This is a genomic window from Paracoccus sp. P2 (assembly GCF_046335115.1).
In the GTDB taxonomy this organism is placed as follows: Bacteria; Pseudomonadota; Alphaproteobacteria; order Rhodobacterales; family Rhodobacteraceae; genus Paracoccus; species Paracoccus pantotrophus.
The window spans coordinates 1-13629 of the sequence record NZ_JBGOSN010000006.1; the positions used below are offsets into that span (position 1 = coordinate 1).

Below are 13629 nucleotides of genomic sequence, written 5' to 3' on the forward strand. Positions count from 1 at the left end.
ACATCTTCACATTCGCCAGATCGACACCCGTGCCATCCGCGCGAACCCGCGCCTTCACGTTGTAGTCGATCACCCGCTTCACTGGCACGAGGATCTTCATCGGATGCTCCTCAATAGAACGCCTGCAGCCCGGTGATCGCGCGGCCCAGGATCAGGGCATGCACGTCATGGGTGCCTTCGTAGGTGTTGACGGTTTCCAGATTGACCATGTGCCGGATCACCTGGAATTCCTCGGAAATCCCATTGCCGCCATGCATGTCGCGGGCAACCCGCGCGATCTCCAGCGCCTTGCCGCAGTTGTTGCGCTTGACGACGGAGATCATCTCGGGCGCGGCATTCGCAACGTCGAGCAGGCGCCCCACCTGCAAGGAAGCCTGAAGGCCCAGGCTGATCTCGGTCAGCATATTTGCCAGCTTGAGTTGGTAGATCTGCGTGTTCGCCAAGGGCTTGCCGAACTGCTTGCGGTCGAGGCCATATTGTCGCGCGGCATGGAAACAGAACTCGGCTGCGCCCAGCACCCCCCAGGAAATGCCGTAGCGGGCGCGGTTAAGGCAGCCGAACGGACCCTTCAGCCCCTCGACATGTGGCAGAAGCGCGTCCTCGCCCACCTCCACACCGTCCATCACGATCTCGCCGGTGATCGAGGCGCGCAGGCTTAGCTTGCCGCCGATCTTGGGCGCCGACAGGCCCCTGGTTCCCTTGTCCAGCACAAAGCCGCGGATCTTGCCGCCATGCGCCTCGGACCTAGCCCAGACCACGAAGACATCGGCGATGGGGCTGTTCGAGATCCACATCTTCGTGCCGTTGAGAACATAGCCAGCCGCGGTCTTCTTCGCCGTGGTCTTCATCCCGGCGGGGTCGGATCCCGCATCGGGCTCCGTCAAGCCGAAGCAGCCGATGAACTCGCCCGAAGCCAGTTTGGGAAGATATTTGCGGCGCTGTTCCTCGGATCCGTAGGCATAGATCGGATACATCACCAGAGAGGCCTGCACCGACATCATGCTGCGATAGCCGCTATCGACCCGCTCAACCTCGCGCGCGATCAGGCCGTAGCTGACGTAGTTCGCGCCGATGCCGCCATATTCCTCGGGGATGGTGACGCCCAACAGGCCCATCGCGCCCATTTCACGGAAGATTTCGGGGTCGGTTTCCTCTTTCGCGAAAGCTTCGATCACACGCGGCTGCAGCTTTTCCTGCGCATAGACCCGGGCGGCATCGCGGATCGCCCGCTCGTCCTCCGTCAGCTGCCCATCCAGCCGGAGGGCGTCCTCCCAGTCGAAACGCGACAGTTCAGGGACGTCCTTCGGGCTGGGTTTCGGTCTATCGGTCATCAGAAATCCTCCGGGAATCAAACACGTTCGAGAAGCAGTGCCGAGCCCTGGCCGACGCCGATGCACATCGTGACAAGGGCGTGGCGGCCGGTGCCCTGCGACAGATCGAAGGCGGCGGAACCGGCGATGCGGGCGCCCGACATGCCCAGCGGATGGCCAAGCGCGATGGCGCCGCCATTGGGGTTCACGCGGGGGTCGTCGTCCGCAAGGCCCAGGCTACGGGTAACGGCCAGCGCCTGCGCTGCGAAGGCCTCGTTCAGCTCGATCAGCGCCACCGCCTCGATGCCGATCCCGGCCTTTTCCAGCAGCTTGCGCACCGCAGGCACCGGGCCGTAGCCCATCACGCGTGGCGCGACACCGGCCGAGGCGCCACCCACGACGCGCGCGCGTGGCGTCAGGCCGTGGCGCTTCACCGCCACCTCCGACGCCACGATCAACGCCGCCGCACCATCGTTCACGCCGCTGGCGTTGCCGGCAGTGACCGACCCGTCAGGCCGGGTGATCGGCTTCAAGCGGGTCAGATCCTCAAGCGTGGTGGCGCGGGGGTGTTCGTCCTGAGTCACTTCGGCCGTCTTGCCGCGCCCGAGCGCAACGGTCACCGGCAGGATTTCCTGCGCCAGCCGGCCGCTCGCCTGCGCCGCAGCGGCTTTCTGCTGCGAGCGCAGGGCGAAGGCGTCCTGATCCTCGCGGCTGATCGCGTGATCGTCGGCCAGGTTCTGCGCAGTCTCGGGCATGGAGTCGGTGCCGTATTGCGCCTGCATCCGCGGATTGACGAAGCGCCATCCGATGGTGGTGTCATGGATTTCGTGCGCGCGGCTCCAGGCACCCGGCGCCTTGGGCAGCACGAAAGGCGCGCGGGTCATGCTTTCGACGCCCCCGGCGATGGCCAGATCCATGTCGCCCGACTGGATCGCGCGGGCGGCAGCCGCGACGGCCTCGAGCCCCGAGCCGCAGAGGCGGTTCACCGTCACCCCCGGCACGGTTTCCGGCAGGCCCGCCAGCAATAGCGCCATGCGCGCGACGTTGCGATTGTCCTCGCCGGCCTGGTTGGCGCAGCCCAGCCAGACCTCCTCCACCGCCGCTGGGTCGAGGCCCGGATTGCGCGCCAGAAGCGCCGCCAGCGGCAGCGCGGCCAGATCGTCGGTGCGCAGCGGGGCCAGCGCCCCGCCATAGCGGCCGATCGGCGTGCGGATATAATCGCAGATGAAAGCGTCGGTCATCGGATCCTCACAATTCTTCGGGGGTCTTGCCTTCGGCCGCGGCGCGGGCCAGCAGGTCGGGAACGCTCCAGGACAGTGGGTCTTCGGCGGCATAACCTTCGATCCGCCGCAGGATTTCAGACAGGCCGACGCGGCCCGCCCAATGCATCGGCCCGCCGCGCCAGCGCGGAAAGCCGTAGCCGTGGATCATCACGAGGTCGATGTCGGCCGCGCGTTCAGCAATCCGTTCGCCAAGGATACGGAAGCCCTCCTCGACCATCGCGGCAGTCGCACGGGCCACGATCTCCGCGTCGGTGAATCGACGCCGTACAATCCCCGCCCGCGCGCTTTCCTCCACCACGATCCCGTCGATCAGCGCCGAGGATACGGCCTTGCCGCCCGTATGGTCATACCAGCCGGCGCCGGTCTTGCGGCCCAGGCGGCCGGTCTCCTCGACGATGCGGTCGGCGATGGGGATGTAGCGAAAGCCCGGCATGGTCTTCCAGCCCAGCCGCTTGCGGTTGGCATAGGCGATGTCCAGCCCCGACAGGTCCTGCACCTCGTAAGGCCCCATCGCCAGGCCGAAGCCGCGCATCGCTGCGTCGATCTGCGCCGGCAGCGCGCCCTCGATCAGCATCACGTCGCAGCACTGGCGATAACGGGTCAGGATGCGGTTGCCGATGAAGCCGTCGCAGACCCCGGCCAGCACCGGAATCTTCCTCAGCCGCGCCGCGAGCCGCAGGGCGGTGACAAGGGTTTCCGGCCCGGTGTCCCGCGCCCGGATCACCTCGACCAGCTTCATCACATGCGCCGGGCTGAAGAAATGCAGGCCGAGGAAGCGCGTGGGATTGCGCAGCCCCTCGGTGATCCGGTCAGGGTCCAGATAGGAGGTATTGGTTGCCAGGATCGCGGTTTCCGGCAGGGCCGCATCCAGCGCGGCGAAAACCTGGCGCTTGACCGACAGATCCTCGAACACGGCCTCGATGGCAATGTCCACCGGGGGCAGATCGTCATAACCGGCGCAGAAGGTGAACAGCCGCTCCATGTCCGAAGCGGCCCGTTCCGCACTGGCCTTGCCACGCTTGACCGCATCGTCGAACAACCGCGCGATATTGGCACGGGCTCGTTCCACAGCGGCGGCGTCGGTCTCAACCAGCGTGACGGTGACGCCAATACCGGCCAGGGCATAGGCAATGCCCGCGCCCATCGTGCCGCCGCCCACAACCACGGCCGAACGGACATCCGCCCCCTGGGCCTTGCCCTGCCCCATTGCGGCGCGTTCGGCAAAGAAGACATAGCGCAAGGCAGCGGCCTGATCGCCGGTCTTCAGATCCAGAAAGTTCTGGCGTTCCAGCGCCAGCCCCTCGGCCAAGGACAGGCGCACGGCAGCTTCGATCAGGTCGATGGCCCTTTGCGGGGCGATCTGCTGCGGGCTGCGCCGGGCGGCCTGCTTTCGGGCAGCCTCGATGGCGACGGGATCGCAGGCGGGCGCGGGCCGCGCGCCGGTCGCGGGACGATCCGGCAGGGCCAATATCCGCGCCGCGGCCACAGGATCGTCGGTCACGGCATCGACGAGGCCGATCCGCAGCGCCTCGGCCGCACCGATCACCCGGCCCTCGGGGATCAGCGACAGCGCCTGCTCCAGCCCGACCAGCCGCGGCAACCGCAGCGTGCCGCCCGCACCGGGGACCACGCCCAGCGTCACCTCGGGCAGGCCCAGGGTCGCGCGGGACGCCGCCACCCGCGCGGCGCAGGCCAGCGCCAGTTCCAGCCCGCCACCCAGTGCCGCGCCGTTGATCGCGGCCACAACCGGCACCGGGAAGTTCTCGATCCGGTTTGCGATATCGGGCAGATGCGGTGGCCGCGGCGGGGCCGAGAACTCTTTCGCATCCGCCCCGGCGACAAAGGTTTTTCCCGCGCCGGTCAGCACCACGCGCGCGACGCCGGCGGCTTCCGCCCGGTCCAGCGCCATCATCAGCCCCGCGCGCACCGCGCGCGAGGCGACGTTCACCGGCGGGTTGTCGATGGTGATCACCGCGATGTCGTCGGCAAGGGAAAGGTGAACCGCGTCGCTCATGTCTGCCTTTCAGAGATGCGGGTGGATGCCGCCGGAGACGGCCATGATTTCGCCGGTGACAAAGCGGGCCGCGTCCGAGGCGAAGAAGGCCACCGCTTCGGCGATTTCCTCGGGTTCGGCCATGCGGCGATTGAAGGCCAGCGCGGTCAGCCGCGCCGCCTCGGCCTCGGGCATGTTCTGCGTGACCGAGGTGCGGGTCAGCCCCGGCGCGACGGCGTTGACGGTCACGGCGGGGGCCAGTTCGGCCGCAAGGCTGCGTGTCAGCGAGGCGATGGCGGCCTTGGCGGCTGCGTAATCCACCTGCCCCGCCTCGCCGCCGAACACCACCGTCGCGAAGTTGACGATCCGGCCGAACCTGCGCTCAACCATCCCCGGCGCGAAGGCCCGGATCAGGTGGAAATTGCCCATCAGGTTCAGCTCGAAGGTCGAGCGGAACTGCGCCTCGTCCATTTCCAGGAACGGAGTGTAGAGCCGGGGCGAGCGGATACCGCCCACGGTATTGACCAGCACATCGGCGCCGCCGAAGCCTTCCTGCGCCAGGGCGCAGAACGCCTCGGCCTCAGCTGCGGCGGTAATGTCGCAACGCAACGAAACAATGCGCGCGGCAGGATATTCGGTGCCCAGAAGCGCCACGGTTTCCGCCAGCCGTGTGCCCGAGATGTCGGTCAGGGCCAGAGCCTCTGCCCCGTCCTGCAACAGCCGCCGGGCGACGGCGCGACCCATCGGGCCGCCTGCCCCTGTCAGCACGACACGCGGTCCCGCGATACGGGTCATTTCTTCATGGCCTCGTATTCGGCCCGCAGTTCGTTGCGCAGCGCAAATTTCTGGATCTTGCCCGATGCGGTCGAAGGCAGGCGGTCGCGAATTTCCAGCCGCTCGGGGAAATACTGCTTGGCCAGATGAAGGCCGGACAGGAAGTTCACCATCGCCGGGAGGTCGATGCTTTGGCCGGGCTTCGGCACGATGAAGGCGCAAGCACGCTCGCCCAGCCTTTCGTCCGGATAGGCAACGATGGCGACCTGCTGCACGGCCGGATGCTTGTAAAGCAGCGCCTCGACCTCGACGACCGGAATATTCTCGGCGCCCCTGATGATCACGTCCTTGGAACGGCCGCAGATCCGGATATAGCCCTGCTCATCCATGCGCGCGATGTCGCCGGTATCGAACCAGCCCTCGGCATCGGTAGCGTTCCATTGCGGACGCTTGAGATAACCGGCGAAGTTCGAACAGCCGCGCACGAACAGTTCTCCCTCCTGCCCCGGGCCCAGCGGCATGCCGTCGGGGTCGCGGATCTGCAGCTCCATCCCCGGCAGGGCAAAGCCGTCGGTCTGGACCGAACGCTCGTCAGGATCCTCGGGCGCGACCACCGTGACGGCGCCGTTCTCGGTCATGCCCCAGGCCGAAATGACCTTGGCGTCCAATATCCGCTGCGCCCGTTCGACCAGGGGTCCGGGGATCGCGGTGCCGGCGCAAAGGAAGATGCGCAGCGAGGAAGGATCGGTGGCGCCTTCCTCGACCGCCGAGGTCAGGTCCATCAGGAAAGGGGTCGAGGCCATGGTGAAGCTGACCCACTCGTCCTGGATCAGCCGTGCGGCAAGATCCTTGTCCCAGCTGTCCATCAGGATCATGCGGGCGCACAGCATCACCGGCATCAGGAACCCATACATGAAGCCGGTCTGGTGCGCCATCGGCGAGAACATCAGCACGGTGTCATCCGCGCCCAGATGCAGCCGGTCGGCATAGGCCACCAGGTTGGAATACATCGTGTTGGCCGTATGCATCACGCCCTTCGGCTCGCCCGTGGTGCCCGAGGTGTAGATCAGCTGGCAAACGTCGTTCGCATCGCCCCGGTCACGAGCCGAGACGGCGCGCAGATCCGCGCCCACCTCCAGCGCCGGATCCAGCAACAGCGCATCGAAGCTGTTCGGTCCATCGCCGCCGGCAACGATGACATGGCGCAGGTCGGGCAGATCGGGGCGCATGCTCTCGGCCATGGTCTCGTGGTCGAAGCCGCGAAACAGTTTCGGCACCACAAAGGCCTTGGCCTCGCCATGCTTCAGCATGAACAGCAGCTCGTGTTCGCGAAAGATCGGCATCACCGGATTGAAGACCACGCCCAGCTTGCGGCAGCCGATGTAGAGCGCGACGAGCTCCCAGCTGTTGGAAAGCTGGCAGGCCAGCACGTCGTCGCGGCCAAGGCCGAGCCTGCGCAGCCCCGCCGCCACGCGCCAGGACAGCGCGTCAAGCTCGGTCCAGGTCAGGTCGCGGCGGTCGCCGGTCGCTGTCACGATGCTGGTCAGCGCCACCGCCTGCGGCTTTTCGCGCAGACAATCCTCGAAATAGTCGAGCAGCGTCTTGCCGGGCCATAGACCCTCGGCCTCCATCCGGGCGCGGCGCGGTTCGATCAGGACGGCATCGAATTTCATGGGTTCTTCCTCCCCTTTTTCTCCCGGCTCAGCCGGTGACGGCCTTGCCGGCCCGCTCGCGGGCGATGATGTTCTTCATGATGTGCGCGGTGCCGTCGCCGATCTGCAGGCCCAGCACGTCGCGCAGCCGCTGCTCGAACGGCAATTCGTTGGAATAGGCGGCATGGCCATGGATCAGCAGGCAGGCATGGATCGCCTCGTAGGCCAGCAGCGGCGGCCACCATTTCGCCATCGCAGCCTCCGCCACATGCGGCAGACCGTTGTCCTTGAGCCACAGCGCGTTCAGCGACAGCAACCGCGCCGCCTCGACCTTGGTGTCGAAATCGGCAAGCTGGTGGGTGATGCCCTGGAAGGCGGCCAGCGGTTTGTCGAAAGCCCTGCGCCCGCCGATATAGTCCCAGGTCTCGTCCAGCGATTGCCGCGCGGTGCCCAGGCATTGCAGACCGATCAGCGAACGCGAGAAGTCGAAGCCCTGCATGACCTGGACGAAGCCCTTGCCCTCGTCTCCCAGCAGGTGATCGGCGGGCACGCGCACGTTGTCGAAGAAGATCGAGCCGCGGCCGATGGCGTGCTGGCCCAGGTCGGTGAAGCGGGTGGTGGAAATGCCGGGCGTGTCCATCGGCACGAAGACGGCGGAAATGCCGCGCGCCCTGTCCTCGGGCCTGCCGGTGCGGGCAAAGACCACCGCGCCTTTCGCCTGATCGGCGCAGGAGATCGAGGTCTTTTCGCCGTTGATGACATAATGGTCGCCGTCGCGTTCCATCCGCAAGCCCAGGTTCGCGGCATCCGAACCGCCACGCGGCTCGGTCAGGGCGATGGCGACGATCAACTCGCCCCCGATCAATTTGGGCAACCATTCGCGCTTGATCTCGGGATTGGCGAAATTCGCAAGAATCTGCCCGTTCAGCGAGGCGAGGATGTTGACATAGCCCATGTTGAAATCGCCCCGGGCGATTTCCTCGATGATGACGCCGGAATAGATGGCGCCGGAGCCGAGGCCGCCGAATTCCTCGGGCAGTTCCGGCGCGATCAGGCCAAGGCCGCCCATCTCGCGCAGAAGATCGGGGCCGAAGCCGCCCGCCTTCTCACGCGCCTGATAGCCGGGGGCCAGTTTCTCGGCGGCGAACTTGCGGGCGAGGTCGCGCAGTGCGTTCAGTTCCTCGGTGTCGAAGATGGTGGGATACATGGGCTGCCTCATTGAACCATCAGATATTTGCGGGTGATTTCCGGGTCGGCATAGAAGCCGTCCACGCTGCCGTTCCAGACCATCATGCCCCGGTCGATGACATAGACCCGGTCGGCGCAGCGACGGATCGTGTTCAGCGCCTGTTCGGACACGATCATCGACACCCCCTCGCGTTTCAGCGCGACGATGGCGTCGACCACCTCCTCGGCGATCTTGGGCGCCAGCCCCTCATGCGGCTCGTCGAGCAGCAGAAGCTTCGGGCAGGTCAGCAGCGACCGGGCGATGGACAGCATCTGCTGCTCGCCCCCGCTCATCACCCCTGCCTTGCGGTGACGATAGTCGTGCAATTGCGGGAACAGGCGGAACACCTCGTCCACCGTCCAGCGGCGGCGGCCGGCGGCGGCGGCGACCGGCCGCGGCACGTTCAGGTTTTCCAGTACCGAAAGCGAGGCGAAGACGCGCCGGTCCTCGGGCACATAGCCCACGCCGCGGCGGATCACCTCATGCGGGCGCATCCCGGCCAGCGGGGCACCATCGAAGACGATCTCGCCCCCCGTCACGGCAATCTGGTCACGGACGATGGACTTCATCGTCGAGGATTTGCCGACCCCGTTCCGCCCGATCAGGCAGACCACCTCGCCAGGCGCGACCTCCAGGTCGATCCCGTGCAAAACCTCGGCCTTGCCATAGGCGGCGTGCAGGTCTGAAATGCGCAGCATCATCAGTGCCCCCCTCCCAGATAGACGGCCTGCACCTCGTCATTGGCCTTGATGTCCTCGGGGCTGCCCTGGGCCAGGATCGCGCCGCGCACCATGACGGTGACGCGCCGGGCGATCTTCATCACCACGTCGATGTCGTGTTCGACGAAGATCAGCGTCTTGCCGGTGGCATCGACCCGTTCGGCCACCATCTCCATCAGGAAGTGGCGTTCCTTGATCGACATGCCGGCGGTGGGCTCGTCCAGCAGCAGCAGGTCCGGGTCAGCGGCCAGCGCCATGCCGAATTCCAGCCGCTTGCGGTCGCCGAGGCTCAAGTCCGCGACCGTATCCCGCGACCGTTCGGCCAGGCCCACGGTTTCCAGCATGGCGTGGGCACGGTCGATCTTTTCGGCATAGACCCGGCCCGAGAGCGAGGCCCATTTGCCCGAAGCGATGACGTAAGCCGCCATCATGTTTTCCAGCACCGACATGTGCAGAAAGGCGCGGCTGATCTGGAAAGTGCGGCCGATCCCCCTTTTGGCCAGCCGCGCCGGCGGCAGCGCCAGGATGTTCTCGCCCTTGAAGATCATCTCGCCCTCCACCCCCGGCAGTTGCCCGGCGATGCAGGCGATGAAGGTGGATTTCCCCGCCCCGTTCGGGCCGATCAGGGCGTGGCGTTCACCCCTGGGGATGTCGAAGGAGATGTCCTTCAGCGCGATGAAGGCACCATAGGCCTTGCGGATGTGGCGGGCGGAGAGGATCGGCTGCATCAGCGGATCCCCCCGAGCATCGCCCGCAGCCGGGCCGAGACACCGGCGAAGCCGGCCGGGGCCACCAGGCAGATCGCCAGCAGGATCAGGCCCAGCACCAGTTCCCATTCGTGGATCACCTTCGAGACGAAGGTGGCCAGCAATTCGTAGATGATGCCGCCCCAGATACCGCCGGCAAAGCTGTTCAAGCCGCCGATGACGACCATGATCAGCCCGTCCAGCGTGATGCCCAGACCGGCATAGTCGGGGAAGGCCGCGCCATGCAGCACCGAATAAAGCGTGCCCGCGACCCCGGCGAAAAAGGCGGCGATGACGAAGGCCACCAGCTGCACCCGCCGCGCACCCAGGCCAAGCGCCTCGGCCCGGTAGCGATCCTGCCCCACGGCGCGGATCGACAGGCCGAGCGGGGATTTCACGATCCCCCACAGCGCCAGCAGGCAGAGCGTGACCACCGCCAGCACCGCCGTCGCATAGCCCTTTTCGGAAAGGCCAAAGCGCGGGATCATGAAACCGGTGATGCCGGTATCGCCGCCGGTGAAGTCATACCACTGGAACAGCACGGTATAGGTGATCTGCGCGCAGGCCAGCGTCAGCATCGCGAAATAGATCTGCGTCAGCCGCACGCAGAGCGCGCCGAAGACCAGCCCGCCAAGTGCCGCGGCCAGCGGGCCGATAGCCAGCGCCAGTTCCGGCGGCACCCCGCCCCGCACAACGGCCAGGGTGAAGCCATAGGCGCCAAGGCCGAAATAGGCGGCATGGCCGAAGCTGACCATGTGGCCGAAGCTCATCAGCAGGTTCAGCGACGAGGCGAACAGCGCCATGATCATGATCTCGGTCATCATGGTCGAGGTCGAGGTCGACGCCATCCAGTTGATCGCCAGGACCGCGGCCAGCGCCGGGACCACGAATTGCCAGCTGACGGTGGCACGGGCCACCCTGGCCCAGAGGGTTTTCAGATCCTGCGCGGTCATCGTGCCGGGCCTCCCTGACGGCCCATCGAGCGGGCGATGAGAACGGCGGCCATGATCAGGAAGATCAGGACCATCGACAGGCGGGGGAAATACATCACCCCGATCGCCTTGGTGACGCCGACCACCAACGCACCGGCCAAAGCGCCGTACAGGTTGCCCAGCCCCCCGATCACGCAGACGATGAAGGCCGAGACGATGATGGTGGTGTCGAGCAGGTAATTCACCTCGCCATAGGGCGCGCTCAGCCCCCCGGCCAGACCGGCAAGAAACGCCCCGGCGGCAAAGACCGCGGTGAAGATCAGCTTCTCGTTCACGCCCAGAAGCGCGACCATGCCGCGGTCATCGGTGCCCGCGCGCAGAAGGATGCCCGCCCGGGTGAAGTAGATCACCCAGATCATCGCCAGCACCACGATGAGCCCGGCGGCAAAGATCGCGATGGGGAACAGCGGGAAATAGGTGTCGCCCACCACCAGCGCCCCCATCAGCGCATCGGGCATCTGCACCGAGACGCTGTTCGCGCCCCAGGTCATGCGCACCAGGTCGCGGATGATCAGCACCAGCGCCACGGTGACGATCAGCTGCAGGATACCATCCTTGCCGTAGATGCGGCGCAGCACAGTCGTCTCGAACAGGACGCCCAGGGCCGAGACGGCCGCCGCCGAAGCCGCCACGGCGACGAAAAACCCCCAGAGCGTGCCCGGCGCGATCAACGGCACCAGCTCATAGGTCAGGAACGCGCCCAGCATGTAGAAAGAGCCATGGGCGAAGTTGATGATGCGGGTGACGCCGAAGATCAGCGTCAGGCCCGAGGCGATCAGGAAAAGCGTCATGCCTTCCATGAGCCCATTGACGAGCTGGATCAGAACCATCTGGATTTCCTCTGGCTGGTCCCGGCGGATCATCCCGCCGGGACGGGTTCGCAGAGTGGCCTACCTGGCAGCTCCACGGGCCTGGAGGATCAGATCCTCGGCAGGCATCAGTGGCGCGCCCTCGAACTTTTCCACCTCGGTCAGGATCGGGAAATCGTAGCCTTCGACCTTGGCCGCCTTGCCGACATAGACCGGCGCGTTCATCTGGCCGTCCAGCGCGCGGATGGTCAGGCCCTTTTCGCGCAGCCCGTCGAAGCTGACCTGCGGCAGCGCGGCGATGATCGCATCGGCTTCGACGGTGCCGGCCTTTTCGGCCACGGCGGCATAGAAATGCAGCCCGTCATAGGCATTGATCGCCCAGTCGGTCGGATATTCGCCATAGGCGGCGCGATAGGTCTCGATGAAGGCGGTTACCTCTGGCGACTGTTCCAGCGCAAAGAACGGTGCGCGGGCGATGCCATAGACGTTGTCGGCGGGCATCGAGGCGCCTTGCGATTGCAACGTGTCCACCGTCATCAGCGTCACGAGATTGGTCTTCTGGAAAAAGCCGAACCCCTGCCCCTGCTTCAGCGTCGCGCCCAGCGAGGGACCGAACAGCGGGGCGAAGACCGCATCGGGCTGCTGCGCCAGCGTGGCGGTGATATAGGGCGCCATCGCGGTCTCGCCGACCTTGGCATAGATCGGATCGGCAAAGGCGATATCGGGGCGCAGCTCCTTCAGTCGCTCGGTGAAGGCCGCGACCGAGGTATGGCCCCATTCGTAGTCGGAACCAAGCGCCGAGATCTTCTTCCATTCGGGCTTCTTCGCCACATATTCGGCCGCAGCATAGGCCTCCATCGTGGCACTGGCCTGCACCTGCCAGAAATAAGGCTGGTAGAGTTCGATATTGGCCCGCTGGGTCGAGCCGATGGCGGCATAGAACGGCACTTTCAACTCGGCCGAGACCGCGCTTTCCGCCAGCATCACCGCTGAAGAACAGACACCGGTCAACACGTCGATCCTGTCCTTGGTGATCAGGTCGCGCGCGACCTTGGCGCCCTCGTCGGGCTTGGTCTGGGTGTCGCGCACAATCAGTTCGACCGGACGGCCCAGGATGCCGCCAGCCGCGTTGATCTCCTCGGCGGCGATCTTCGCGCCGTTCAGCCCGTCCTCGGACAGGGCAGCGCAGGCCCCGGTAAGGTCGGCGGCAAAGCCGACCTTGACCGGCCCGTCCTGCGCCCCGGCAGATGTGGCCAGGGCTGCCAGCACCGCAGCGACAACGGTTTTCTTGTTCTTCTCAAGCATGAACTCCTCCCCAAGTTGCTTGATAACCATTTATTTATCTTGAGAATTTTCGGAAATCTGGCTTGCGCTTCTCCTTGAACGCAATGCCGCCTTCCTTGCTTTCTTCGGTGTCGTAATAGAGGCTGAGCGCATACATCCCGAGCCCTGCAATGCCGCGCTGATGCTCGGTGTCGATGTTGAAGCTGCGCTTGGCGATGGCGATGGCGGTGGGCGATTTCTCCATGATCTCGGCGCACCAGCGGTCCACCTCGGCGTCCAGCTGGTCATCGGGGACAACCGTGTTCACCAGGCCCATCGCCAGAGCCTCGGCCGCCTTGTAGCGACGACACATGTACCAGATCTCGCGCGCCTTCTTCTCGCCCACCACGCGGGCCAGGAAGGCGGTGCCGAAACCGGGATCGACCGAGCCGACCTTGGGTCCGACCTGGCCGAACTGCGCGCTTTCCGCCGCGATGGTGAAATCGCAGATCGTGCACAGCACGTTGCCGCCGCCCACGGCAAAGCCGCGCACCTTGGCGATCACCGGCTTGGGCACGTCGCGGATGATGGAATGCAGATCCTCCATCGGCAGGCCGATGGTGCCGCGCCCGTCATACTGCCCCTCATGGGCGGATTGATCGCCGCCGGTGCAGAAAGCCCGCTCCCCGGCGCCGGTCAGCACGATAACCCCGATGGACTTGTCCCAGCCGGCCTTGTTGAAGGCGTGGATCAGTTCCTCGCAGGTCTGGCCGCGAAAGGCGTTCATCCTGTCGGGGCGGTTGATGGTGATGGTGGCGACGCCGTCCTTCACCTCATAGATGATGTCTTCATAGGTCATG

At 65.9% G+C, this 13629-nt stretch carries 12 protein-coding genes and 1 pseudogene; all 13 read right to left on the minus strand.

The genetic code is table 11. From position 1 onward, the window contains the following. Positions 1 to 100 (minus strand): annotated as a pseudogene (locus ACDP63_RS05625) (electron transfer flavoprotein subunit beta/FixA family protein); the annotation flags it as partial. A gap of 10 nt (positions 101 to 110) precedes the next feature. Beyond that, entirely contained in the window at positions 111 to 1331 is a 1221-nt protein-coding gene (locus ACDP63_RS05630) for an acyl-CoA dehydrogenase (RefSeq protein ID WP_024845480.1), read from the minus strand. A 17-nt stretch (positions 1332 to 1348) separates the two neighbouring features. Continuing rightward, on the minus strand, positions 1349 to 2551 hold the full coding sequence (pcaF, locus tag ACDP63_RS05635) for a 3-oxoadipyl-CoA thiolase (RefSeq protein WP_024845479.1): 1203 nt from the start codon (positions 2549 to 2551) through the stop codon (positions 1349 to 1351). A gap of 7 nt (positions 2552 to 2558) precedes the next feature. Continuing rightward, entirely contained in the window at positions 2559 to 4607 is a 2049-nt protein-coding gene (locus ACDP63_RS05640; RefSeq protein WP_024845478.1) for a 3-hydroxyacyl-CoA dehydrogenase NAD-binding domain-containing protein, read from the minus strand. Between the two features lie 9 nt (positions 4608 to 4616). Beyond that, positions 4617 to 5381 (minus strand): SDR family NAD(P)-dependent oxidoreductase, encoded by a 765-nt coding sequence (locus tag ACDP63_RS05645; protein WP_028710832.1) that lies wholly within the window; start codon positions 5379 to 5381, stop codon positions 4617 to 4619. Beyond that, complete coding sequence (gene aliA, locus ACDP63_RS05650; RefSeq protein WP_409927848.1) at positions 5378 to 7033, minus strand: cyclohexanecarboxylate-CoA ligase; 1656 nt, start codon at positions 7031 to 7033, stop codon at positions 5378 to 5380. Before aliA ends, ACDP63_RS05645 begins: the two co-directional genes overlap by 4 nt. A gap of 28 nt (positions 7034 to 7061) precedes the next feature. Then, complete coding sequence (gene aliB / locus ACDP63_RS05655) at positions 7062 to 8219, minus strand: cyclohexanecarboxyl-CoA dehydrogenase (RefSeq protein ID WP_024845475.1); 1158 nt, start codon at positions 8217 to 8219, stop codon at positions 7062 to 7064. Positions 8220 to 8227: 8 nt separating this feature from the next. Continuing rightward, positions 8228 to 8941: an ABC transporter ATP-binding protein gene (locus tag ACDP63_RS05660; protein ID WP_024845474.1), complete on the minus strand. Its 714-nt coding sequence runs from the start codon at positions 8939 to 8941 to the stop codon at positions 8228 to 8230. After that, on the minus strand, positions 8941 to 9687 hold the full coding sequence (locus ACDP63_RS05665; protein ID WP_024845473.1) for an ABC transporter ATP-binding protein: 747 nt from the start codon (positions 9685 to 9687) through the stop codon (positions 8941 to 8943). Before ACDP63_RS05665 ends, ACDP63_RS05660 begins: the two co-directional genes overlap by 1 nt. Beyond that, complete coding sequence (locus ACDP63_RS05670; protein WP_028710831.1) at positions 9687 to 10658, minus strand: branched-chain amino acid ABC transporter permease; 972 nt, start codon at positions 10656 to 10658, stop codon at positions 9687 to 9689. The genes ACDP63_RS05665 and ACDP63_RS05670 overlap by 1 nt, the downstream gene beginning before the upstream one ends. Then, the gene (locus ACDP63_RS05675) at positions 10655 to 11527 is read right to left on the minus strand and encodes a branched-chain amino acid ABC transporter permease (RefSeq protein ID WP_167521706.1); all 873 of its coding nucleotides are present in this window, start codon (positions 11525 to 11527) and stop codon (positions 10655 to 10657) included. The genes ACDP63_RS05670 and ACDP63_RS05675 overlap by 4 nt, the downstream gene beginning before the upstream one ends. A gap of 60 nt (positions 11528 to 11587) precedes the next feature. Beyond that, positions 11588 to 12811, minus strand: coding sequence for an ABC transporter substrate-binding protein (locus ACDP63_RS05680; RefSeq protein WP_177209314.1), 1224 nt, complete (start codon positions 12809 to 12811; stop codon positions 11588 to 11590). A 34-nt stretch (positions 12812 to 12845) separates the two neighbouring features. Next, entirely contained in the window at positions 12846 to 13628 is a 783-nt protein-coding gene (gene badI / locus ACDP63_RS05685; RefSeq protein ID WP_024845471.1) for a 2-ketocyclohexanecarboxyl-CoA hydrolase, read from the minus strand. Position 13629: the final 1 nt, after the last annotated feature.

Bases quoted from the DNA above. Each gene is read 5' to 3' on its own strand.
- ACDP63_RS05630 (WP_024845480.1), bottom strand. From the start codon at position 1,331: ATGACCGATAGACCGAAACCCAGCCCGAAGGACGTCCCTGAACTGTCG.
- pcaF (WP_024845479.1), bottom strand. From the start codon at position 2,551: ATGACCGACGCTTTCATCTGCGATTATATCCGCACGCCGATCGGCCGC.
- ACDP63_RS05640 (WP_024845478.1), bottom strand. From the start codon at position 4,607: ATGAGCGACGCGGTTCACCTTTCCCTTGCCGACGACATCGCGGTGATC.
- ACDP63_RS05645 (WP_028710832.1), bottom strand. From the start codon at position 5,381: ATGACCCGTATCGCGGGACCGCGTGTCGTGCTGACAGGGGCAGGCGGC.
- aliA (WP_409927848.1), bottom strand. From the start codon at position 7,033: ATGAAATTCGATGCCGTCCTGATCGAACCGCGCCGCGCCCGGATGGAG.
- aliB (WP_024845475.1), bottom strand. From the start codon at position 8,219: ATGTATCCCACCATCTTCGACACCGAGGAACTGAACGCACTGCGCGAC.
- ACDP63_RS05660 (WP_024845474.1), bottom strand. From the start codon at position 8,941: ATGATGCTGCGCATTTCAGACCTGCACGCCGCCTATGGCAAGGCCGAG.
- ACDP63_RS05665 (WP_024845473.1), bottom strand. From the start codon at position 9,687: ATGCAGCCGATCCTCTCCGCCCGCCACATCCGCAAGGCCTATGGTGCC.
- ACDP63_RS05670 (WP_028710831.1), bottom strand. From the start codon at position 10,658: ATGACCGCGCAGGATCTGAAAACCCTCTGGGCCAGGGTGGCCCGTGCC.
- ACDP63_RS05675 (WP_167521706.1), bottom strand. From the start codon at position 11,527: ATGGTTCTGATCCAGCTCGTCAATGGGCTCATGGAAGGCATGACGCTT.
- ACDP63_RS05680 (WP_177209314.1), bottom strand. From the start codon at position 12,811: ATGCTTGAGAAGAACAAGAAAACCGTTGTCGCTGCGGTGCTGGCAGCC.
- badI (WP_024845471.1), bottom strand. From the start codon at position 13,628: ATGACCTATGAAGACATCATCTATGAGGTGAAGGACGGCGTCGCCACC.